The following is a 22,303-nucleotide window of genomic DNA, read 5'->3' on the forward strand; positions in this document are numbered from 1 at the left end:
CAGTCCTTCCAGAGAGCTTACAGTCTAAGCCCTGTGCCGCGGCGGCTTCAAGTTACGCATCCGCACGATCGAATTCTTAGAGGCTCCCGGGTCTCGGAGCTGGCAACCGTTACGCAGCCTCGCGGAATCGGTAGCCCACGCCGTACAGCGTCTCGATCATGTCGAAATCCGTGTCAACCATCTTGAACTTCTTACGCAGGCGTTTGATGTGGCTGTCGATGGTGCGGTCGTCCACATAGACCTGTTCGTCATAGGCGGCATCCATCAGCGCGTCACGGCTTTTCACGACGCCCGGACGCTGCGCCAGCGAATGCAGGATCAGGAATTCCGTCACCGTCAGGGTTACCGCTTCGCCCTTCCAGGTGCAGGTGTGGCGTTCCTGGTCCATCGCCAGCTGGCCGCGTTCCAGGGTGCGGGCCGCCAACTGGTCCGGGGTCGGCTTGACGCCGCCACTTGCCTGCTGGGCTTCTCGTGCGCTGGAGCGGCGCAGGATCGCCTTCACGCGCTCGACCAGCAATCGCTGCGAGAACGGCTTGGTGATGAAATCGTCTGCGCCCATCTTGAGGCCGAACAGCTCGTCGATCTCTTCATCCTTGGAGGTGAGGAAGATCACAGGCAGATCGGATTTCTGTCGCAGGCGTCGCAACAGCTCCATTCCGTCCATGCGCGGCATTTTGATATCGAAGATGGCCAGGTGCGGGGGGCGGGCGATCAGCCCGTCGAGCGCGGAGGCGCCATCGGTATAGGTTTCGACCTTATACCCTTCGGCTTCCAGTGCAATCGACACCGAAGTCAGGATATTGCGGTCGTCATCTACGAGCGCGATTGTCTGCATTCTCTCCGTCTCCATCGTCATATAGGCGCATCTCCTGGATGTCCCCAGCCAGAATTGGCGAAAGCCATGCGCTTCTTCAGTATAAAGGTGGAACAAATTGTGGCAACGCCAAGAGGCGCACGGTCGGTAGGGACCTTTGTCCCAATGAGCCAAACACAGTCTGCAGGTCGTGAAAGACCCCCAGAAACGGCGAACAGAAAACCCTCGTAAACCGATTTAATCGAGAATAAAATTTTTTAAATCGATTAAATAACTGATATTATTACGCTATTTCAGAATTATCTTGCCCTTTTTAAAAACCCGCTCTAGGTTCCGCGCAGGTTCAATCCACAAAAAGGAGCGCGCGTATGGAGCAGTTTGGACTTCACAACCCATCGAACGGGCTCGCAGACATCGGTCTCGGCAATGCATCGCGTGTGAATTACAATCTCAGCGAAGTCGAGCTTTACGAAGAAGCGATTCGCCGGGGCGAAGCCGATCTGACGATCGACGGCGCGTTGAGGGCTCGCACCGGACAGCATACCGGCCGGTCGCCCAAGGACAAATTCGTCGTCCGCGACGCGGGTACCGAAGACAAGATCTGGTGGGACAACAACAAGCCGATGTCGCCCGAGCACTTTGCCGTGCTGAAGGCTGACATGCTGGCCCATGCCAGCGGCAAGACCCTGTTCGTCCAGGATCTGATCGGCGGCGCCGATGAAGCAAACGCGCTTCCGACCCGCGTCGTCACAGAGCTTGCCTGGCATGCGCTGTTCATCCGCAACCTCCTCATCCGCCCCAAGCGCGATACGTTGGAAGGTTTCGAACAGAAGCTGACGATCATCAACCTGCCGAGCTTCAAGGCCGATCCGGCCCGTCACGGCTGCCGCTCCGAAACCGTGATCGCCTGCGATCTGGAAAACGGCCTCGTGCTGATCGGCGGCACGTCCTATGCCGGCGAAAACAAGAAGTCGGTCTTTACCGTTCTGAACTATCTCCTGCCGGCCAAGGGCGTGATGCCGATGCATTGCTCCGCCAATGTCGGCAGCGAAGGCGATACCGCCGTGTTCTTCGGCCTCTCGGGCACCGGCAAGACCACGCTTTCGGCCGACCCGACCCGCACGCTGATCGGTGACGACGAGCATGGCTGGGGCGAAAACGGCGTCTTCAACTTCGAAGGCGGCTGCTACGCCAAGGCGATCAAGCTTTCGGCAGAAGCCGAGCCCGAAATCTACGCGGCAACCCGCCGTTTCGGCACGGTCCTGGAAAACGTCGTTCTCGACGACAACCGCATTCCCGATTTCGACGACAATTCGCTGACGGAAAACACCCGCAGTGCCTATCCGCTGCATTTCATTCCGAACGCATCGGAAACCGGTCTCGCGCCGCATCCGAAGACGATCATCATGCTGACGGCAGATGCTTTCGGCGTGATGCCGCCGATCGCAAGGCTGACCCCGGAACAGGCCATGTACCACTTCCTGTCCGGCTACACCGCCAAGGTGGCGGGTACGGAGAAGGGTGTGACGGAGCCGGAAGCGACGTTCTCGACCTGCTTTGGCGCGCCATTCATGCCCCGTCATCCGGCTGAATACGGCAACCTCCTGAAGGACCTGATCGCCAAGCATGGCGTCGATTGCTGGCTGGTCAACACCGGCTGGACGGGCGGCGCCTACGGCACCGGTCGTCGTATGCCGATCAAGGCCACCCGCGCGCTTCTGGCCGCAGCCCTGAACGGCAGCCTCAAGGATGCCGAGTTCCGCACGGATGCCAATTTTGGCTTTGCCGTTCCGGTCGCCGTCGACGGCGTCGAGACCTCGATTCTCGACCCGCGTTCGACCTGGTCCGATGGCCAGGCCTACGACAACCAGGCAGCCAAGCTGGTCTCGATGTTCATCAAGAGCTTTGAGAAGTTCGAAGACCATGTCGATAGCAAGGTCCGCGACGCAGCACCTGGCCTGAAGATCGCCGCCGAGTAATCCTTTGGTCCCAGCTGGACCTTAAGGATTCACGTGGAACATTATAGCCGTCGGCTCTCCTTGAGCCGGCGGTTTTCTTTTGCTCCGGTTTGTGGGAAATACGGCCATGGCCAGCAATCCTCTCGAGATCAACACCCGCATCACCATCGCCGGATGGGAGCTCACCGAGCAGTTCGTGCTGGCGGGCGGTCCGGGCGGCCAGAACGTCAACAAGGTCTCGACGGCGGTCCAGCTGTTCTTCGATCTCGTCAATTCCCCGTCGCTGCCCGAACGGATCAAGGAAGCCGCGATCAAGCTTGCCGGCCGGAAGGTATCCAAGGACGGCGTGCTGATGATCGAGGCCAACCGGTTTCGAAGCCAGGAGCGCAACCGCGAGGATGCGCGCGACCGGCTGAAGGAACTGATCCTGAAGGCAGCCGAGCCGCCACCGCCACCGCGCCGGAAGACCAAGCCGACCAAGGGCTCCGTGGAGCGGCGACTCAAGGCGAAATCCGGCCGCTCCGATGTCAAGAAGATGCGCGGCAAGCCGAACGGCGACTGACCACGAAGGGCCACGGGGGAATCATATGGCGACTTTGGCAAACGGTATCCGGCATCTGCCGGGCTCTCTGAACCGCGCCGCCCAGGAACATCTGGTCGAGGTCATCCGCGCCATCGTCGCCGAGGCACCGCTCTACGTCCCGGCCATGCCCGGCACGGGCAAACCGATGTCGGTTCGGATGACGAATTGCGGCGAGCTCGGCTGGGTGACGGACAAGGAGCGCGGCTACCGGTACCAGGAGACCCATCCGCAGACGGGCAGACCGTGGCCCGCCATTCCGTCAGAACTGATGGACCTCTGGGAAAACCTCTCCGGCTATGACAAGCCGCCGGAGGCATGCCTTGTCAATTTCTATTCAGACGACGCGAAAATGGGCATGCATCAGGACAAGGACGAATCAGACCTGAACGCGCCGGTCCTTTCCATCTCGCTCGGCAATACCTGCCTGTTTCGGGTCGGTGGGGTCGATCGCAAGGATCCGACAGGCTCCTTCAAGCTCTCGAGCGGCGATATCGTGGTGCTGGGCGGGGAAGGGCGGCTTGCGTTTCACGGGGTGGACCGGATCTATCCCGGCACGTCGACGCTTCTCAAAAATGGAGGCCGCATCAATCTGACACTGCGAAGGGTCAATAGCTGACGATCGAAGATCCATCGTGTAATGGGTATCGATCGACAGCCTACAGTTTTCTCAAAGCCACCGTCTCGATGAAGTGGTCGCGACCCTTGCGCAGAATGATATCGGCGCGGGGCCGGGTCGGGATGATGTTCTGGCGCAGGTTCTTGAGGTTGATGTTTTCCCAAAGCCCTTCTGCGACGGCCATCGCCTCCGCTTCGCTGATCGCCGCATACTTGTTGAAGAAGGATGTCGGCTCACGAAAGGCCGTCTGCCGCAGTTTCATGAACCGCTGGACATACCACTGGTGGATCTGCTCCTCGTCGGCGTCGATATAGATCGAGAAGTCGAAGAAGTCAGACACGATCGGCACGATCTTGCCGTCAACAGGCAATGCGCGCGACTGCAGCACGTTGATGCCTTCGAAGATCAGGATGTCGGGACGGTCGACCAGCGTATATTCGCCCGGAAGCACGTCATAGGTCAGATGCGAGTAACGCGGCGCCTTGACGTTTTTCTCGCCGGCCTTGATCGCCGAAAGAAACCGCAGGATCTGGCCGATATCGTAGCTCTCGGGAAAACCCTTGCGCTGCATCAGGTTTTCACGCTGAAGGACAGCGTTGGGATAAAGAAATCCGTCGGTCGTGATGAGATCGACCTTGGGACTTGCCGGCCAGCGGGCAAGCAGCTCCTTCAGCACGCGTGCGGTGGTCGACTTGCCGACCGCGACCGACCCGGCGACACCGATGATGAACGGGGTCTTTGACACATCCGGAAGCGTCAGAAAGCGGTTGCGCTGCCGGTAAAGCCGCTGCGAGGCCTCGACATGGGTCGAAAGAAGGCGCGACAGCGACAGATAGATGCGCCGGACTTCGTCGATGTTGATCGGATCGTCCAGCGAGCGCAGCCGGGCGATTTCCTCGGCCTTCAGCGTCAGTGGCGTGTCGGCCCGGAACTTCGCCCATTCCTCGGCCGTGAAGTGGTGGTAGGGCGAGTAGTATTCCGCGTTAACACCGCTCTCCGGGATATCCACATCATGCTTTTCAGGCGTCGAAACGATGTTCATGAAGGAGCTCGGCTCGCCTTTTCCTGCAGGCCTGTCTGGCCTGTCCTGCGCTGAAGTTCGGCGAGCACATCCTGCAACGGGATGTCGGCAATGTTCAATACGACCATAAGATGATAAAGAAGGTCGGCACTTTCCGACACGAGATCGTGCCGGTCCTGCGCCACCGCGGCGATCACGGTTTCCACCGCCTCCTCGCCAAGCTTCTTGGCAGCCTTGGTCTGGCCGGCCGCCACAAGCTTTGCAGTCCAGGATTCCTCCGGCGGGGCTTTCGCGCGCTGCGCAACGATCTTCTCGAGATCGCCGAGGGTGAATTCACTCAAAACCGTCTCCTCCCGTCGGCTGTCAGTCAAGCCGCATGGCAATGCCATGGTCGGCCATATAGCGCTTTGCCTCGCCAATCGAATAGGTCCCGAAGTGGAAAATTGAGGCGGCGAGAACGGCGGTCGCATGGCCCTCTTTCACGCCCGCGACGAGATCGTCGAGCGTGCCGACGCCGCCCGACGCGATGACGGGAACGCGAACCGAATCGGCGATGGTGCGGGTCAGCGCCAGATCGTAGCCGATCTTCGTGCCGTCGCGGTCCATCGAGGTCACGAGCAACTCGCCGGCGCCGCGCTCGACCATTTTTCGCGCGAACTCGACGGCATCGATGCCGGTTGCCGTGCGGCCACCATGGGTGAAGATCTCCCAGCGATCGCTCTCGCCTGATGCAGACACCCGCTTGGCATCGATCGACACGACGATGCACTGGTTGCCGAACTTGTTGGCAGCTTCGTAAACGAAATCGGGATTGTTCACGGCAGCGGAGTTGATCGAGACCTTGTCGGCCCCGGCCAGCAGCAGCTTGCGGATATCGGCAATGGCGCGAACGCCGCCGCCGACGGTAAGCGGCATGAAGCAATGTTCGGCGGTGCGCGCGACGACGTCAAAGATCGTGTCGCGATTGTCGGAGGAGGCGGTGATGTCGAGGAAGCAGAGTTCGTCGGCACCGGCGGCATCATAGGCTTTTGCGGCCTCGACGGGATCGCCGGCATCGATCAGGTCGACGAAATTGACGCCCTTGACGACACGGCCGTCCTTCACGTCGAGGCAGGGAATGACACGGGCCTTGAGCGTCATGCGGCTTCTCCTCTCGCGGCGCGAATCAGCGACAGCGCTTCGTCAGGATCGATCCGGCCGTCATAGAGCGCCCGGCCGGAAATTGCGCCTTCGAGGCGGGCCGCGTCCGGTTGCAGCATGCGGTGGATATCGTCCATTGAGGCAAGCCCGCCTGACGCGATGACGGGAATGGAAACCGCGTCCGCCAGTTCCAGCGTCGAGGCCCAGTTGATGCCGGCCAGTATCCCGTCGCGGTCGATGTCGGTATAGATGATCGCCGAAACGCCGGCGCCTTCGAATTTTCTGGCAAGTTCGATCACGCCGAGCTCGGACGCTTCAGCCCAGCCTTCCACCGCCACTTTGCCACCCTTGGCATCGATGCCGACGGCGACCTGGCCCGGAAACTTCTCGCATGCCTCGATGACGAGGGCAGGATCGCGCACCGCAACAGTGCCGAGAATGACACGCGCCAGTCCGCGGCTAAGCCACGCTTCGATATGCTCGAGCGTACGGATGCCGCCGCCGAGCTGCACCGGGTTCATCGTTGCCTTGAGGATCGCATCGACGGCCGCGCCATTGACGCTTTCGCCGGCAAAGGCACCGTTCAGGTCCACCACATGCAGCCACTCGAAACCCTGGTCCTCAAAGGCCTTAGCCTGGTCGGCAGGGTCCGGATTGTAGACGGTCGCCTGCTCCATGTCGCCAAGCTTGAGGCGCACGCACTGGCCGTCCTTGAGATCGATAGCCGGGAAAAGAATCATGTTAGGGCTTCCAGCGCAGGAAGTTGGAAATCAGGGCGAGGCCGAGTGTCTGGCTCTTTTCCGGATGGAATTGCGCCCCCACCATGTTGTCGCGTCCAACGAAGGCCGTCATCGCGCCACCGTATTCCGTCGTGGCGATGACGTCGGAAGGGTTTGCGGCGGCGAGATGGTAGGAGTGCACGAAATAGGCGTGCAGTCCGTCCGGTCCGGTCGGAATGCCATCGAACAAAGGATGCGGGTTGACGAGCTCCAGCGTGTTCCAGCCGATCTGCGGGATCTTCAAGCCGGGATCGGACGGCGTCATCTCGACGACGTCGCCCTTGATCCAGCCGAACCCTTCGCTGGTGGTCTTTTCGAGCCCGCGCGAGGACATCAGCTGCATGCCGACGCAGACCCCGAGGAAAGGGCGTGCGTTTGTCTCGACGGCCTCGATCAGTGCCTCGTGCATGCCGGAAACGGCATCGAGCCCGGCCCGGCAATCGGCATAGGCGCCGACGCCAGGAAGAACGACGCGGTCAGCCGAAGCGACGGCATCAGGCTTGTCGGTGAGGTCGATTTCAGCGTCGATGCCGGCCTCGCGAGCGGCGCGTTCGAAAGCCTTGGTAGCGGATCGGAGATTGCCCGATCCATAGTCGATGATTGCGACGCGCATCAGCGTCCTCCGTGATCGAAAAGTCCGGCGCCGGAACTCTGCCATCCGGCAGCGGCGGGGGAAGGGGTGTTCGTCTGTGGCGCCCATTCGGAAAGAGTAGGCATTGCGCTCGGTTCAGGCTGCGGCAGATTGGAGAAATACATTTCCTCGGCCGTGCTTCTGTCCTGCGCAAACACAACAGTTTCGAGCGTGTAGCCCCGGCGTTGCAGCGACTGCGAATAGAGATGCCGGCCTTCCAGCGCAACGATCAGGTTCATCGCAAAGCCGAGCAGCCAGCCACCGATCGCAAAACCCGGCATGGTCGAAAGAACGCCGCTGCCGATCTGGATCGCAAGGGCGATCGCGCCGGCAATCCACATCCGGTGCCAGAACAGCCAGATCCAGGAGAGCAGGAATGCCGGCCATGAAAATCCGTCCGTCATGATAATGGTGGAACGGTGCTCCCTGTCGGGGCCATTTTTCGGCGTCAGAACGAGATAGCTTCTCAAGGATGAAACTCCTGGAAGCGTCAGGCAAGCGTACCCTTGGTCGAAGGAACGCGATTGGCCTGCCGCGGATCGATTTCTGTCGCGATGCGCAACACGCGCGCCACGGATTTGAAGCAGGTCTCGGCGATATGATGGTTGTTGGCGCCGTAATGGTTGAGGATATGCAGCGTGATGCCGGCATTCTGGGCCAGCGCGTTGAAGAATTCCCGCACCAGTTCCGTATCGAACGTGCCGATCTTCGGTGCCGAAAAGGAAACGTTCCAAACCAGGAATGGCCGGCCCGACAAGTCGACCGCAGCTTTCGTCATCGTTTCGTCCATGGCGAGATCGAGCGAGGCATAGCGGGCAATGCCGCGCCGGTCGCCTAGCGCCTTGGAAATGGCCTGGCCAATCGCGATGCCGGTGTCTTCCACCGTATGGTGATCGTCGACATGCAGGTCACCCTTCACGTCGATTTCCATGTCGATCAGCGAATGGCGCGACAGCTGGTCCAGCATATGGTCGAAAAACCCGACGCCCGTCGAAATCTTCGACGTGCCGGTGCCGTCAAGATTGACGGAAACCGAAACGGAGGTCTCGTTGGTCTTGCGGGAAACGCTTCCCGTACGTGTGGCTGTCGTATCGCCCATCAGGTCACCCATGCTTATTATGCGCGCTCCATATCAGGCGGCAGATCAAATATCCAGCAAAAGCACGGCCGAAGCGCGGCCGGTACGCTGTGCCGTTTCGGCAAGATTGTATTCGGCGGATGCCCACTTACATAGGGCTCAACGGAGCCGCCATGAACGTCGCTGGGGCTCGCAATCGAAGGCGCCCTCCAGGGGCTTTTAGAGGTATATGGAATGACAACGATTATTACGGTCCGAAAGGGCGGCAAGGTGGTGATGGCCGGTGACGGTCAGGTGAGCCTGGGCCAGACGGTGATGAAGGGCAATGCCCGCAAGGTGCGCCGAATTGGCAAGACCGGCGATGTGATCGCCGGGTTCGCCGGCGCCACTGCGGATGCCTTCACGCTTCTCGATCGCCTCGAAAAGAAGCTCGAGCAGTATCCCGGCCAGCTGATGCGCGCCGCCGTCGAACTTGCCAAGGACTGGCGCACCGACAAGTATCTGCGCAATCTCGAAGCGATGATGCTGGTGGCCGACAAGTCGATTACGCTCGCCGTCACCGGCAACGGCGATGTGCTGGAGCCCGAGCACGGCACGATCGCCATCGGCTCTGGCGGAAACTATGCCTATGCCGCTGCCCGTGCACTGATGGACACGGACATGTCGGCCGAAGAGGTTGCCCGCAAGGGGCTCGATATCGCGGCCGATATCTGTGTCTACACCAATCACAATCTCGTCGTCGAAACGCTCGACGCCGAATAACGCCATCCTAGCCAGAGGATCTCTCACGGGCCGGGCCTGACAGGACGGTTGACGAGGGACGCCAAGAGGAACTCATGACCAATTTTTCTCCCCGGGAAATCGTTTCCGAGCTCGATCGCCACATCATTGGCCAGCACGACGCCAAGCGCGCCGTTGCCATTGCGCTTCGAAACCGTTGGCGCCGTCATCAGCTGGACGAAAGCCTGCGTGACGAAGTCATGCCGAAGAACATCCTGATGATCGGGCCGACCGGCGTCGGCAAGACGGAGATCTCTCGTCGCCTTGCAAAGCTAGCCGGCGCTCCCTTCATCAAGGTTGAAGCCACCAAGTTCACCGAGGTCGGCTATGTCGGGCGTGACGTCGAACAGATCATCCGCGATCTCGTCGAGATCGGCATCGGCCTGATCCGCGAAAAGAAGCGCACCGAAGTGCAGGCGAAGGCGCAGGCGAGCGCTGAGGAGCGTGTCCTCGATGCGCTCGTCGGATCGACGGCCTCTCCTGCCACCCGCGACAGTTTCCGCAAGCGCCTGCGCAGCGGCGAGCTTGACGAGAAGGAAATCGAGATCGAGGTGGCCGACACCAGCTCGGGCATGCCCGGCTTCGACATTCCCGGCATGCCGGGCGGCAATATCGGCGTTCTCAACCTCTCCGACATGTTCGGTAAGGCGATGGGTGGGCGCACCAAGAAGGTCAAAACCACCGTTGCCAAGTCCTACGGCGAACTGGTGCGCGACGAATCCGACAAGCTGATCGACAACGAGGTGATCCAGCGCGAAGCGGTGCGTTCGGTCGAGAATGACGGCATCGTGTTCCTGGACGAGATCGACAAGATCGCTGCCCGCGACGGCGGCATGGGTGCCGGTGTTTCACGTGAAGGTGTGCAGCGCGACCTGCTGCCGCTCGTCGAGGGGACGACGGTCTCGACCAAATACGGACCGGTAAAGACGGATCATATCCTGTTCATCGCCTCCGGCGCCTTCCATGTGTCGAAGCCATCGGACCTTTTGCCGGAACTCCAGGGCCGTCTGCCGATCCGCGTCGAGCTGAAGCCGCTGACCAAGGGAGACTTCCGCCGCATCCTGACAGAAACCGAGGCAAGCCTGATCCGGCAGTACAAGGCCTTGATGGGCACGGAAGATCTGACGCTCGACTTTACCGATGACGCGCTCGACGCGCTGGCCGATGTCGCGGTGCATCTCAACTCCACCGTCGAGAATATCGGTGCCCGCCGCTTGCAGACGGTGATGGAGCGCGTGCTGGACGAGATTTCGTTCACCGCGCCCGATCAGGGCGGCACGGCGATCACGATCGATGCCGAATATGTCCGCAAGCATGTCGGCGATCTCGCAAACGATACCGACCTGTCGCGTTACATCCTCTGACCTTGAATTCGTGGCAGCCGGGCAACGTCCGGCTGCTGCTCGCCTTGGCAGTGACGCTATTTTGAATGCCACTCTCTCGACATTACAGCATCTCTTCACGTAAGGGTGACGCGCTTTCGTGATGCGCCGCTCTCTCCTTCTGACTGTTTCAGCGTCTGGAGCGTTAACGGTGCAGACCGTAATTGGGACACGACAATTTTGAAACGCCTCCTGCTTGCATTTCTGATGACCGTCGCATGGACGGCCGCCTCCACGACCTACGCGGCCGCGGTGACCATCGTACCGGAAGGCAACCGCAATACGGTGCAGCCGAAAGTGCCGGGTGCCTCCGTGCGCCGAACCCGCGCCGGCCGCACCACGTTCGACGACAAGTATGAAAAGATCCGCGATCTGCTCGCAACCGACAAGAAACTGATCGGCAAGATCCGGTCCGCGGCAGCGGCCTACGGTTTCGATCCGATTCATATCGTCGGCGCGATCGTTGGCGAGCACACCTACAATGTCGATGCCTATGACCGGTTGCAGACCTATTACATCAAGGCCGCCGCCTATGCCGGCAACAGTTTCCGCTTCGGCTACGACGACGAATCGATCAAGGATTTTCTCGACCGCCCGCAATTTGCAAAATGCAGCACGGGGCTCGACTCCTACCGTCTCTGGACCTGCCGGGAAAATGTCTGGGAAGACGCTTTCCGGGGACGCAAGGTCGATGGCAAGGCGTTTCCGGACAATCGTTTCAGCGCGGTCTTCTTCCAGCCCTTCTATGCCGGCCAGACCTTCGGCCTCGGCCAGCTCAATCCGCTGACGGCGATGATGTTTTCAGACACCGTCGCCCGCGTTTCCGGTTACCCGAAGCTCGACGAGAACAAGGCATCGGAAGTCTATGACGCGATCATGGACCCGGACAAGTCGCTCGCCTACATGGCGGCCAACATCCGACGTTCGATCGACGACTACAAGACGATTGCGAATGTCGATATCTCCCGCAATCCCGGCATCACCGCGACGCTGTATAACACCGGTGGTTCGGCGCAACGGGCGGCAGCCTTGAGGGCGCGCGGCGGTCTGCCGGAAGAGAATTATTACGGCTGGCTGGTCAACGACAAGATCGCCGAGTTGAAATCGCTCTTCTGAGTTCTGATATGGTCTTCATCTCTTAAAGATGAGGACCCATCATATGGACATGCGCCCCGAACCTTTCGTGCCACCGGCACCGGAGCCGCGCACCGTCCCGCCGTCGCGGCTGGAAGTCATCCGTACCGTGATGCGCAATCCGCTCGAACTGTGGGGAAAGCCGTCCTACACGCTTCCCTGGATCGAGACGAAGTTCCTCAAGGAACGCACCCTGATCGTCAACGATCCGGGCCTTATCCGGCACATTCTTGTCGATAATTCCGCCAATTACGAGATGTCGGAGATCCGTCAGCTCATCCTGCGGCCGATCCTGCGTGACGGATTGCTGACGGCGGAAGGGCCCGTGTGGAAGCGCTCGCGCAAGGCGATGGCACCGGTGTTCACGCCGCGCCACTCCCGCGGTTTTGCCGGCCAGATGCTGGCGAAGTCGGAGGAATATGTCGAGAAGTATGCGGCCGACCATCCCTCGGGCGCTGTCCACGACATCTCGGTCGACATGACGGAACTTGCCTTTGCGATTCTTTCGGAGACGCTGTTTTCCGGCGAGATCGTCACCGAAAGCGAGAAATTTTCCGATGACGTCGACAGTCTTCTGCATCGCATGGGCCGTGTCGATCCGATGGATCTTCTGCGCGCCCCTCCTTGGGTACCGCGCGTGACGCGGATCGGTGGCCAGCGCGTGCTGGACAAGTTCCGCAAGGTCGTCGCCGATACCATGATCCAGCGCCAGAAGCGGATCCGCGAGACGCCGGATGCCGTACCGCAGGATTTTCTGACATTGCTGCTGCAGCTCGAAGGGCCCGACGGCCTGACGATGGCCGAAATCGAAGACAATATCCTGACCTTCATCGGCGCCGGCCACGAAACGACGGCGAGGGCGCTCGCCTGGACTCTGTACTGCGTCGGCCAGTCGCCGCATGTGCGCGATGCGATGGAAACGGAGATCGATCAGGTCTTGGGCGAAGGGGCCGAACCGGTCGACTGGCTGGAGAGAATGCCCTGGGTGAGGGCCGCTTTCGAGGAAGCGCTGCGGCTCTATCCGCCGGCGCCCTCCATCAACCGCGCGGCAATCCGTGGCGATCGCTGGACCAGCCCGACAGGCGAGACCGTGACCATCGATGCGGGCGTCACGGTTCTCGTCATGCCATGGACGCTGCATCGGCATGAACTCTACTGGGAAAAGCCGCGTGCTTTCATGCCGGAACGCTTCCTTCCGAAAAACCGCGGCAATATCAATCGCTTCCAGTACCTGCCGTTTGGGGCGGGGCCGCGCACTTGTATCGGTGCGGTCTTTGCCATGCAGGAGGCGGTGATCGCGCTTGCCGTGCTGATGAAGCGCTACCGGTTCGATGTGGTTCCGGGCACCAAGGTCTGGCCCGTCCAGAAACTGACCACCCAGCCGCAGGACGGAATACCCATGAAGGTGGTCCGTAGGCGCTCCACGTGAAACACCTCTTGAGGGTGGTCCATATCGGCCCATGATTTCATGGTCGATGGCATCGTCGGCGATTGACAGACAAGGTCTTGCGGGCAATCTGCATGTCACCAAAAAATCATACGGGAGGCGCGGCATGACTCGCATCGAAAAAAACGGACTGCAGATCGATCAGAAGCTGCACGACTTTCTGGTTACGGAAGCGCTTCCCGAGACCGGTATTGATGCCGACCATTTCTTCGCCGAGTTTTCCGCGATCGTTCACGACCTTGCGCCGAAGAACCGGGCGCTTCTGTCCAGGCGCGATGCGTTTCAGCTCGAGATCGACGAGTGGTACCGCAAGCACGGTGCACCGAACGACCTGGCTGCCTACGAGGAATTCCTGCGCGAGATCGGCTATCTTCTTCCCGAAGGACCCGATTTCCGGGTCTCGACGGAAAACGTCGATCCGGAAATTGCCGGCATCGCCGGCCCGCAGCTCGTCGTCCCCGTGATGAATGCACGCTATGCACTAAACGCCGCCAATGCCCGCTGGGGTTCGCTCTATGATGCGCTTTATGGCACGGACGCCATCCCGGAAGCCAATGGTGCCGATAAGGGCAAGGGCTACAACCCGGTGCGCGGCAAACAGGTGATCACCTGGGTGTGCGACTTCCTTGATCAGTCGGCCCCGCTTTCCGGCGCCAGCTGGAAGGATGCGGCTTCGTTCAAGGTGGAAGATTCGGCCCTGTTCGTAACGCTGTCGAACGGCGAGGTAACAGGCCTAACCGACCCGACGCAGTTTGCCGGCTATCTGGGCGAACCGAACCGTATTTTGCTCGTCCGCAACAACCTGCATGTCGAAATCGTCATCGATCCAGCAACGGCGACCGGCAAGGACGATCCGGCCCATATTTCCGATGTGCGAATCGAATCGGCGATCACCACGATCATGGACTGCGAAGATTCGGTCGCGGCTGTCGACGCCGAGGATAAGGTCGCCGTCTATCGCAACTGGCTCGGCCTGATGAAGGGCGATCTCTCGGAGGAGGTTGCAAAGGGCGGCAAGAGCTTCCTGCGCACGCTCAACCCGGATTTCGACTATACGGCGCCCAATGGCGCAACCGTCGAGGTCAAAGCCCGCTCGCTGATGCTGATCCGCAATGTCGGCCACCTCATGACCAACCCGGCCATTCTCGACCGCGACGGCCTGGAAGTGCCCGAGGGCATAATGGATGCTGTCGTCACCGCCCTGATCGCCATTCACGACATCGGTCGAAAGGATGGCGGCATCACCGGCCGGCGCAAGAATTCGAAGCTCGGGTCCATGTATGTGGTCAAGCCGAAGATGCATGGGCCGGAAGAAGTGGCGTTCGCCGCCGAGATCTTCACCCGCGTCGAGCAGGCGCTCGGTCTTGCCGACAATGCCATGAAGATGGGCATCATGGACGAGGAACGCCGCACCACGATCAACCTCAAGGAGGCGATCCGCGCCGCAAAGGAGCGCGTCGTGTTTATCAACACCGGCTTCCTCGACCGCACCGGCGACGAGATCCACACCTCGATGGAAGCCGGCCCGATGATCCGCAAGGGCGATATGAAGCAGGCGGCCTGGATTGCGGCCTATGAGAATTGGAATGTCGATATCGGTCTCGCCTGCGGCCTGTCTGGCCATGCCCAGATCGGCAAGGGCATGTGGGCCATGCCGGATCTGATGGCGGCGATGCTGGAGCAGAAGATCGGTCACCCGAAAGCCGGCGCCAACACCGCCTGGGTCCCGTCGCCGACGGCGGCGACGCTGCATGCCACCCATTATCACAAGGTCGATGTCGCCGAGGTGCAGAAGGGGTTGAAGACCCGTACCCGTGCGAAGCTCTCCGATATCCTGTCGGTTCCGGTCGCCTCGCGGCCGAATTGGACGCCGGAAGAAATCCAGCGCGAACTCGACAACAACGCGCAGGGCATTCTCGGCTACGTCGTGCGCTGGATCGACCAGGGCGTCGGCTGCTCCAAGGTGCCGGATATCAACGACATCGCGCTGATGGAAGACCGGGCGACCCTGCGCATCTCGTCGCAGCATATGGCCAACTGGCTGCACCACAAGCTCGTCACCGAAGAGCAGATCGTCGAGACGCTGAAGCGGATGGCGGCAGTGGTCGATGGCCAGAACGAAGGCGATCCGCTCTATACGCCGATGGCAGCTAACTTCGACGCCTCGGTCGCCTTTCAGGCAGCGCTCGAACTGGTGCTCAAGGGTCGTGAACAGCCGAACGGCTATACCGAACCGGTTCTGCACCGCCGCCGGCTGGAACTCAAGGCAAAGGCCGGTTAATCCGGCCCGTCGCTCAGACAACAAAAAAGCCGCCGGGAAATCCTCGGCGGCTTTTGCATTTGCAGGCGTTGAACCGTTACTGAATCACGACGACCTTGGTGTTGCGGCCCGGACGGACGCGGCTGTAGAGGTCGATCACGTCCTGGTTCATCAGACGGATGCAGCCCGACGAAGCGGCGGTGCCGATCGAGGCCCATTCCGGCGTGCCGTGCAGGCGAAACAGCGTGTCCTGGCCCTTTTCGTTGAACAGGTACATGGCGCGTGCACCAAGCGGGTTCGACAGACCGGGGCCCATGCCGTTTTCGACATAACGGGCGATGTCCGGCTTGCGCACTGCCATTTCCTTCGGCGGATGCCAGTTCGGCCATTCCTGCTTCCAGGCAACATAGGCTGTGCCCGACCATGCGAAGCCCTGCTTTCCGACGCCGATACCATAGCGCATCGCACGACCACCCGGCAGGATGAAATAGAGATGACGCTCGCGGGTGTTGACGATGACCGTTCCCGGCCGCTCATTCGTCTCGTAATTGACGACCTGGCGAACGAACTGAGGCTTCACCCGGTTGATCGGGATCGCCGGCAGGGTGTAACCTGCATCGGTGATCGACCCATACGAATCGGTAAAGATCTGCGCCGTCTCGATACGGACCGGAGCTTCGGCCTGGGCGACCGTCCGGGGTGTTTCGGACGTAGTGGAGCAGCCGGCCAGGGCAGAGGTTGCCAACAGGCCGAGTGCGAGCATGCTGTTGCGAAAGCGCATGGATGTCTCTTGATGTACGAATCGATTGAAATGGGCGCTCAGGCGCCTTCGGACCCGTTATTTTCCATAGCGCAGCGCTTGGCAAGCGATAGCAGTGAGCCAGGGGATCGCGCTTCCACGAATGCAAAAGGCAATGTCCTTTTTGCAACATCCGTAACCCCCCGGAGGGGCTGTGACAGGTCAAGTGCATGACGATATTGAACATTGCCAATAATAACCCGCTGGTCGACGGCCGTCAGTCGTCGCGGGCCATGATGGTCCGCCGCGGCATGCAGATCCTGCTCCATGACATGCGGCATGCCATTCTTCCGGAAATGGCGCTTTCCAATGGTCGCCGCGCCGATCTCATAACGGTATCGGAGAAGGGCGAGATCTGGATCATCGAGATCAAGACCTCCATCGAGGACTTCCGGGTCGATCGCAAATGGCCAGATTACCGCGCCTCCTGCGACCGGCTGTTCTTCGCCACCCACAAGGATGTTCCGCTCGATATCTTCCCGGAGGATTGCGGCCTGTTCCTGTCCGATGGCTACGGCGCGCACCAGATGCGCGAGGCAACGGAACACAAGCTGGCGCCCGCATCGCGCAAATCGATCATGCTGAATTTCTCCCGCGTTGCCGCGCGAAGGCTGATGCTGGCCGAATGGGCGACCGGCAAAAGCTTCGACGACATCTGACCGGCGAGACTTACTTCGGTGCGCGCTTGGCAAGTATCCGCTGCAGCGTGCGCCGGTGCATGTTCAGCCGCCTTGCGGTTTCCGACACATTGCGCTCGCAGGCCTCGTAGACGCGCTGGATATGTTCCCAGCGCACCCGATCGGCAGACATCGGGTTCTCGGGCACATCGGCCTTTTCGCCCGGGCGCTGCATCAAGGCGTTGAACACATCGTCCGCATCCGCAGGCTTGGACAGATAGTCGAGCGCTCCAAGCTTAACAGCCGTCACCGCGGTCGCGATATTGCCGTAGCCGGTCAGCACCACGATCTTGGTGTCCGAACCGGACTTCTGGATGGCTTCGATCACGTCGAGACCGTTGCCGTCACCCAGCCGCAAATCGACCACGGCATATTTCGGCGGCCGGGCTTCGGCCTTGGCGATCCCTTCGGCGACCGATTCCGCTGCATCCACGAGAAAGCCGCGGCTTTCCATGGCGCGCGCCAGACGCCGCAGGAACGGGCCATCGTCATCGACGAGAAGCAGGAACGGATCGTCTCCGAGCTGGGCATCGTCGAGGGCGGGCATGTTTTCAGAATTCGTATCCATCGTCTGTCTCCACGGACAACGGTCCGTTGCTGCACTTCAATATGGGTCGCGTTGGCAAAGCGGCCACTCATTTTATCGCCGGCCGGTCCATCAGGCTGCGCGGCCATTCGATCCGGATCCGGGCGCCTGCCTTGCCGGCATCGCGGTTGCCGAACTTGAGCGATGCCCCCGATCGCTCCAGCAGCGTCTTGGCGATGAAGAGCCCGAGCCCGAGCCCACCCGCGCTTTCGTCTTCGCGAGACCGCGTGGTCATATAGGGCTCGCCGATATGGGCGAGTATATCCGGCGCATAACCGGAACCATCATCCTCGATCGTGATGGTAACCCGCGACGCCGTATGTTCGGTGGTCACCGTGACTTTTTCCCTGGCATAATCGACGGCATTCTCGACAAGGTTGCCGAGACCATAGAGGATGGCCGGGTTGCGGTTGCCGACCGGCTCGCCGGCAATGTCGCTCTTTTCGATGATCTCGACATCGATGCCGAATTGCCGATGCGGCGCAATCACTTCCTCGATCAGCGACGACAGCGGCAGACGCCGCATATGCTCCTCGCTCTCGGTCGACAGCGATGTCAGCCGGCGCAGGATATCGCGGCAGCGTTCGCTCTGGCTGCGCAGCAAAAGCACGTCTTCGCGAAACCGGTCGTCTTCGCGCAGGTCGCGCAGCATTTCCTTGGCAACGACGCTGATCGTGGCAAGCGGCGTTCCAAGCTCGTGCGCGGCCGCGGCCGCCAGTCCGTCGAGCTGCGACAGGTGCTTTTCCCGCTCCAGCACCAGTTCGGTTGCGGCCAGCGCATCCGCCAGAAGCGCCGCCTCGCTCGAGACGCGGTAGGCATAAAAGGCGGCAAACATCATCATCGAGGCGATCGCGCACCAGACGCCGATCTGCATCACCGGCTGCGTCTCCAGCGTCTGGCCCGGATACCAGGGCACATCGAAGGGCGAAAAGGCGATGGTGGTGGTGCAGATCAGGGCAAACACGATCAGCATGATCGAATGGCGCAAGGGTTGCGAGGCAAACGAAATGATCACCGGCACGCAGATCAGCGGCGCGAAGGGATTGGCAAGGCCACCGGTGATAAACAGCAGCGAGGCCATCTGCAGAAGATCGAAGCCCAGAAGCGCAATGACGGACCGCGGTCCCAGCCGATGCGTCGCTGGAAACCAGGCCGAGAGGGTAAGGTTCGCCACGGCAAGCGCCGCGATCAGGATTGCCGCCTCCATCAGGGGCAGCGGGAACTGCAGCACTAACGCGACGATCACCACCGTTGCCGTCTGTCCGGCAACCGCAAGCCAGCGCAGCCGCACCAGCGTCTGCAGGCGCATCCGCCGGCTGGATCGGCTGCGCACCGCATCGGAAAGGGCGATGACGCCGCTTTCGCTGGTCGCCATCTCGTCGCCGGACATGTCTCTGGTCGCCATCTCTTCTATGTCCCGCTTTCCGCTTCGACTGTCACGACGCTTTTCATAGCGCGCCGCACCTCCTGGTCGCAGGCGGCATTCTGTCACGTCTGCCTATCATGTTCCGCGCGGTTTCGCCCGCGCCGTGGGCAGAGCCTCTGCCGGATCTTCCGGCCACGGATGTTTCGGATAGCGTCCGCGCATGTCGGCGCGCACATCCTTCCACGATCCGGACCAGAAACCCGGCAGGTCTCGTGTCGTCTGGATCGGCCGGTGCGCCGGCGAGGTCAGTTCGAGCAGCAGTGGCAGGCGCCCGCCTGCCACGGCCGGATGGGTCTTCAACCCGAACAGTTCCTGAACCCGGATCGAAAGGGTCGGCTCGTCTCCGTCGTAGCGGATCGGATGCCGCTGTCCGGTCGGCGCTTCGAAATGCGTCGGTGCCAAGCGTCCCAGATCCTGCAGGATGTCGTAGGGAACAAGCGAGCGCAGTCCTTCCGAAAGACTGCCGGGCTGGATCGCGTCGATGCCGGAGGCCTGTCCCTGAAACGGAACGAACCATTCGGCAAGCCGGTCCAGCAGTGCTGCGTCATCCATGTCAGGCCAGGGCGCACCGATCGTCCGGTGAAGAAAGCCCAGCCTCTCGCGCAGCTGCGCGCCGTCCTTGGAAAACGGCAGGAACTGAAGGCCCAGTTCCCGCACGCCCTCGGCAAGTGCCAAGGCAGCGGCTTCGCCCGTCTTGCGGGGCAGGGGCTTTTCCTCGAACACGATCGCACCAAGCCGGGTCACCTTTCGGGCCCGCAGCTTCAGGCTCTGGCGGTCGAACACCGTCTCGTCCTGGCGAACGATCAGATCGTCGAGCTCGGCCTCGATCTCGGCACGACTGGTTTCGGCCGCGGCAAGGATCCGCGCTTTGACGGCCCGCCCCGAAAGATCGGCGATGACAAGCATCGTTGCACCGGCAAGCCGCTCGGTTTCGGGCAGTTCCGCCCCGCGGCCGTTTGCCATCACGAACCGCCCGCGCCCGCCGCGCTGGATCGCCACCCGGTCCGGATAGGCGTGCAGCAGAAGCTGGCCGGCTGTCGCTGGCAAACCCGGTTGCGCCTTGCGGGGGAGACCTGAGGCGATCCGGTCCGCAAGCCGCCTTGCGGCGTCGGCGCGCTCGCCCTTTTCATTGCGAAACCGTCTCAGCCTCTCGTCGAGATCCACATCCGATCCGCCAAGACCCTGTTCGGTCAGGAGCACGGCAAGCAGGCAGGCCTGCCTTCCATGGCCATCGTCTGCCGCCGAAATTGTCATCGCCGCAAGCCGCGGCGGCAGCGCCATGTCGCGCATGGTCTTGCCCCGCGCTGTCAGCCGTCCCTGCTCATTGAAGGCGCCAAGCTGGGTGAGAAGGCTTTTCGCCTCCTTGAAGGCAGCGGCGGGCGGCGGATCGAGAAACGCCAGCGATGCCGGATCCTCCACGCCCCAATGGGCAAGGTCGAGGACGAGGCTAGAGAGATCGCTCGCGAGGATCTGCGGTGGCGTGAATGCCGGCAGGGCCGCGGTCTGGCCGGCATGCCACAGACGGATAGCGATACCCGGTTCGGTTCGCCCGGCACGACCGGCCCGCTGATCGGCAGACGCGCGCGAGGCCCGCACGGTCTCCAGTCTGGTAATACCGGTCGAAGGCTCGAACACCGGCAGCCGCTGCAAACCGCTGTCGATCACGAGGCGCACCCCGTCGATGGTGATCGAGGTCTCGGCGATCGAGGTCGCGAGCACGATCTTGCGCTGTCCGGCAGGGCAGGGCCGGATCGCCAGATCCTGATCGCGCTGAGAAAGATTGCCGTAGAGCGGCACGACCAGCGTTTCCGGGCCGAAACGACCCTGCAGCCGCTCAGCCGTGCGCAGGATTTCCCCTTGGCCCGGCAGAAAGACAAGGATGGAGCCGGTTTCCGATCGGTGCGCTTCAATGATCGCGCGCGAGACCGTATCCTCGATCCGCTCGCCCGCCGGCCTGTCTTGATGGCGGATCTCGATCGGGTGGCCTCGTCCCTCGCTGACTATAACGGGCGGATCGGAAAGCAGCCCGGCGACCCGCTCGACATCGAGCGTCGCCGACATCACGAGGATGCGAAGGTCTTCCCGCAGCGCCGATTGGACATCGAGCGCAAGCGCCAGCCCGAAATCCGCATCGAGCGAGCGTTCGTGGAATTCGTCGAAGATGACAGCGGAGACGCCAGCAAGTTCGGGATCGTCGAGGACCATGCGTGCAAACACGCCTTCGGTGACTACCTCGATCCGGGTTGCCGAAGACACCCGGTTGTCGAGCCGCATCCGGTAACCGACGCGACCGCCCACCTCTTCTCTTATAAGAGACGCCATGCGTGCTGCTGCGGCGCGCGCCGCAAGCCGCCGCGGTTCAAGCAGGATGATCTTGCCCCCGCACCACGGTTCAAAGAGAAGTACCAGCGGAACCAGTGTCGTCTTGCCGGCGCCGGGTGGCGCGGAGATGACGGCCCGGTTGCCGTTGCTGAGCGCCGACAGGATCTGAGGAAGCACATCCGAGACCGGAAGCTTCGGCAGTCCCGCGATGAGGGCCGCACCTGACGATGCAGAAGGTAATGACGCAGACATTCCTGAACTCGCTTTTGACCGCTCTCTATATAGAGACAGATACGCGCCACGAAAGCGGACGCTTAGCCTGCGAAGCCCCTATAGGCACCAGAGGCGGCCGGGCCGGGCCGGACCTCTTCTAGCTACCCGTCCTTAAGAATGGATAGCCCCTTCGACAAAGACAGGCCATCGAGGAAGCGTTGCCTTCTTTGTCATCACTGCCCAAATTCTAAGCCGTATCAGAGGCTTCCGCTGACTTGTGAAAGAAAAATGACATTTTTGAAAAACCCCTGTTGACTTGTTCTGGGCCTCGGATCTATAACCCGCTCACTGAACGAGGGCGGCGGCGCTGCTAGCGACGGACTTCTTCGTTTCGGTGAAAACCTAAAAAGATTGGCGGATGCTGATTGGGGCCGGGTTACGGTTTGGCTCTTGGGTTTTGTGACGTTTTAGCCTTTTGGGGTGGGAATGTCGGTTCTTTGACAATTGAATATGAGAAGAAAGAGAAACGTGGTCGGCGGTCTCGCAGGATGGGCTTAGGTCCATCTGTTAGAAGACAAATGACGGTCACGTTTTGATATGAGAACACCAGATTGGTTTTCGCAGTGATGCGGGAATTGATTGAGAGAGTTCTCGTCA

At 61.1% G+C, this 22,303-nt stretch carries 21 protein-coding genes; 9 read left to right on the forward strand and 12 right to left on the reverse strand.

The genetic code is table 11. The features are described from left to right. Positions 1 to 109: 109 nt before the first annotated feature. The gene (locus BLW69_RS21640) at positions 110 to 835 is read right to left on the reverse strand and encodes a response regulator transcription factor (protein ID WP_092665285.1); all 726 of its coding nucleotides are present in this window, start codon (positions 833 to 835) and stop codon (positions 110 to 112) included. A 347-nt stretch (positions 836 to 1,182) separates the two neighbouring features. On the opposite strand from BLW69_RS21640, the gene BLW69_RS21645 reads away from it, so the two are divergent. The 3 genes from BLW69_RS21645 to BLW69_RS21655 all read left to right on the forward strand — a co-directional run bounded on the left by BLW69_RS21645 (position 1,183) and on the right by BLW69_RS21655 (position 3,971). Continuing rightward, positions 1,183 to 2,793, forward strand: a complete 1,611-nt coding sequence (locus BLW69_RS21645; RefSeq protein ID WP_092665221.1) for a phosphoenolpyruvate carboxykinase — start codon at positions 1,183 to 1,185, stop codon at positions 2,791 to 2,793. Positions 2,794 to 2,899: 106 nt separating this feature from the next. Beyond that, entirely contained in the window at positions 2,900 to 3,334 is a 435-nt protein-coding gene (gene arfB / locus BLW69_RS21650; protein ID WP_062577144.1) for an alternative ribosome rescue aminoacyl-tRNA hydrolase ArfB, read from the forward strand. Between the two features lie 25 nt (positions 3,335 to 3,359). Further along, the gene (locus tag BLW69_RS21655; protein WP_062577146.1) at positions 3,360 to 3,971 is read left to right on the forward strand and encodes an alpha-ketoglutarate-dependent dioxygenase AlkB; all 612 of its coding nucleotides are present in this window, start codon (positions 3,360 to 3,362) and stop codon (positions 3,969 to 3,971) included. A gap of 40 nt (positions 3,972 to 4,011) precedes the next feature. On the opposite strand, the gene coaA is transcribed toward BLW69_RS21655, so the two are convergent. From coaA to hisB, 7 genes are read right to left on the reverse strand one after another with little or no spacing between them, the layout of a single operon-like run. Next, a complete protein-coding gene (gene coaA / locus BLW69_RS21660; protein ID WP_062577147.1) occupies positions 4,012 to 5,013 on the reverse strand; it encodes a type I pantothenate kinase in 1,002 nt (333 codons plus the stop codon). After that, on the reverse strand, positions 5,010 to 5,333 hold the full coding sequence (locus BLW69_RS21665; protein ID WP_092665224.1) for a phosphoribosyl-ATP diphosphatase: 324 nt from the start codon (positions 5,331 to 5,333) through the stop codon (positions 5,010 to 5,012). Before BLW69_RS21665 ends, coaA begins: the two co-directional genes overlap by 4 nt. A gap of 22 nt (positions 5,334 to 5,355) precedes the next feature. Then, positions 5,356 to 6,132 carry an imidazole glycerol phosphate synthase subunit HisF gene (hisF, locus tag BLW69_RS21670; RefSeq protein ID WP_062577152.1) on the reverse strand — a complete coding sequence of 259 codons (777 nt, stop codon included), beginning with the start codon at positions 6,130 to 6,132 and terminating at the stop codon, positions 5,356 to 5,358. After that, positions 6,129 to 6,872: a 1-(5-phosphoribosyl)-5-[(5-phosphoribosylamino)methylideneamino]imidazole-4-carboxamide isomerase gene (hisA, locus tag BLW69_RS21675; protein WP_092665226.1), complete on the reverse strand. Its 744-nt coding sequence runs from the start codon at positions 6,870 to 6,872 to the stop codon at positions 6,129 to 6,131. Before hisA ends, hisF begins: the two co-directional genes overlap by 4 nt. Before the next feature lies 1 nt (position 6,873). After that, positions 6,874 to 7,524 carry an imidazole glycerol phosphate synthase subunit HisH gene (gene hisH, locus BLW69_RS21680; protein ID WP_092665229.1) on the reverse strand — a complete coding sequence of 217 codons (651 nt, stop codon included), beginning with the start codon at positions 7,522 to 7,524 and terminating at the stop codon, positions 6,874 to 6,876. Continuing rightward, complete coding sequence (locus BLW69_RS21685) at positions 7,524 to 8,012, reverse strand: DUF2628 domain-containing protein (protein ID WP_139283919.1); 489 nt, start codon at positions 8,010 to 8,012, stop codon at positions 7,524 to 7,526. Before BLW69_RS21685 ends, hisH begins: the two co-directional genes overlap by 1 nt. A gap of 20 nt (positions 8,013 to 8,032) precedes the next feature. After that, complete coding sequence (hisB, locus tag BLW69_RS21690) at positions 8,033 to 8,641, reverse strand: imidazoleglycerol-phosphate dehydratase HisB (RefSeq protein WP_092665288.1); 609 nt, start codon at positions 8,639 to 8,641, stop codon at positions 8,033 to 8,035. A gap of 213 nt (positions 8,642 to 8,854) precedes the next feature. Between hisB and hslV the strand changes: the two genes are divergently transcribed. The 5 genes from hslV (at position 8,855) to BLW69_RS21715 (ending at position 15,644) form a co-directional block, all read left to right on the forward strand. Further along, entirely contained in the window at positions 8,855 to 9,382 is a 528-nt protein-coding gene (gene hslV / locus BLW69_RS21695) for an ATP-dependent protease subunit HslV (RefSeq protein WP_062463013.1), read from the forward strand. A 74-nt stretch (positions 9,383 to 9,456) separates the two neighbouring features. Next, positions 9,457 to 10,764 carry an ATP-dependent protease ATPase subunit HslU gene (gene hslU / locus BLW69_RS21700; protein WP_092665235.1) on the forward strand — a complete coding sequence of 436 codons (1,308 nt, stop codon included), beginning with the start codon at positions 9,457 to 9,459 and terminating at the stop codon, positions 10,762 to 10,764. A 198-nt stretch (positions 10,765 to 10,962) separates the two neighbouring features. After that, positions 10,963 to 11,898 carry a DUF1402 family protein gene (locus tag BLW69_RS21705; protein WP_062463019.1) on the forward strand — a complete coding sequence of 312 codons (936 nt, stop codon included), beginning with the start codon at positions 10,963 to 10,965 and terminating at the stop codon, positions 11,896 to 11,898. Positions 11,899 to 11,941: 43 nt separating this feature from the next. Continuing rightward, positions 11,942 to 13,345 (forward strand): cytochrome P450, encoded by a 1,404-nt coding sequence (locus BLW69_RS21710; RefSeq protein ID WP_092665237.1) that lies wholly within the window; start codon positions 11,942 to 11,944, stop codon positions 13,343 to 13,345. A gap of 124 nt (positions 13,346 to 13,469) precedes the next feature. Further along, the gene (locus BLW69_RS21715; protein WP_092665294.1) at positions 13,470 to 15,644 is read left to right on the forward strand and encodes a malate synthase G; all 2,175 of its coding nucleotides are present in this window, start codon (positions 13,470 to 13,472) and stop codon (positions 15,642 to 15,644) included. Between the two features lie 76 nt (positions 15,645 to 15,720). Here BLW69_RS21715 and BLW69_RS21720 read toward each other — a convergent pair whose 3' ends face one another. Beyond that, positions 15,721 to 16,404 (reverse strand): L,D-transpeptidase, encoded by a 684-nt coding sequence (locus BLW69_RS21720; protein WP_092665240.1) that lies wholly within the window; start codon positions 16,402 to 16,404, stop codon positions 15,721 to 15,723. A gap of 188 nt (positions 16,405 to 16,592) precedes the next feature. Here BLW69_RS21720 and BLW69_RS21725 point away from each other — a divergent pair, with 188 nt between their 5' ends. Next, positions 16,593 to 17,081 (forward strand): MmcB family DNA repair protein, encoded by a 489-nt coding sequence (locus BLW69_RS21725; protein ID WP_092665243.1) that lies wholly within the window; start codon positions 16,593 to 16,595, stop codon positions 17,079 to 17,081. A gap of 10 nt (positions 17,082 to 17,091) precedes the next feature. Here the strand turns inward: BLW69_RS21725 and BLW69_RS21730 are convergent, their stop codons facing one another. From BLW69_RS21730 to hrpB, 3 genes are all read right to left on the reverse strand, one after another. Next, positions 17,092 to 17,646 (reverse strand): ActR/PrrA/RegA family redox response regulator transcription factor, encoded by a 555-nt coding sequence (locus BLW69_RS21730; protein ID WP_175487305.1) that lies wholly within the window; start codon positions 17,644 to 17,646, stop codon positions 17,092 to 17,094. A gap of 88 nt (positions 17,647 to 17,734) precedes the next feature. Further along, entirely contained in the window at positions 17,735 to 19,060 is a 1,326-nt protein-coding gene (locus BLW69_RS21735) for an ActS/PrrB/RegB family redox-sensitive histidine kinase (protein ID WP_092665297.1), read from the reverse strand. 126 nt (positions 19,061 to 19,186) lie between these two features. Continuing rightward, the gene (gene hrpB / locus BLW69_RS21740; RefSeq protein ID WP_092665249.1) at positions 19,187 to 21,685 is read right to left on the reverse strand and encodes an ATP-dependent helicase HrpB; all 2,499 of its coding nucleotides are present in this window, start codon (positions 21,683 to 21,685) and stop codon (positions 19,187 to 19,189) included. Positions 21,686 to 22,303: the final 618 nt, after the last annotated feature.

Origin of the sequence: Rhizobium sp. NFR12, assembly GCF_900108545.1 — a bacterium.
GTDB lineage: Bacteria > Pseudomonadota > Alphaproteobacteria > Rhizobiales > Rhizobiaceae > Neorhizobium > Neorhizobium soli.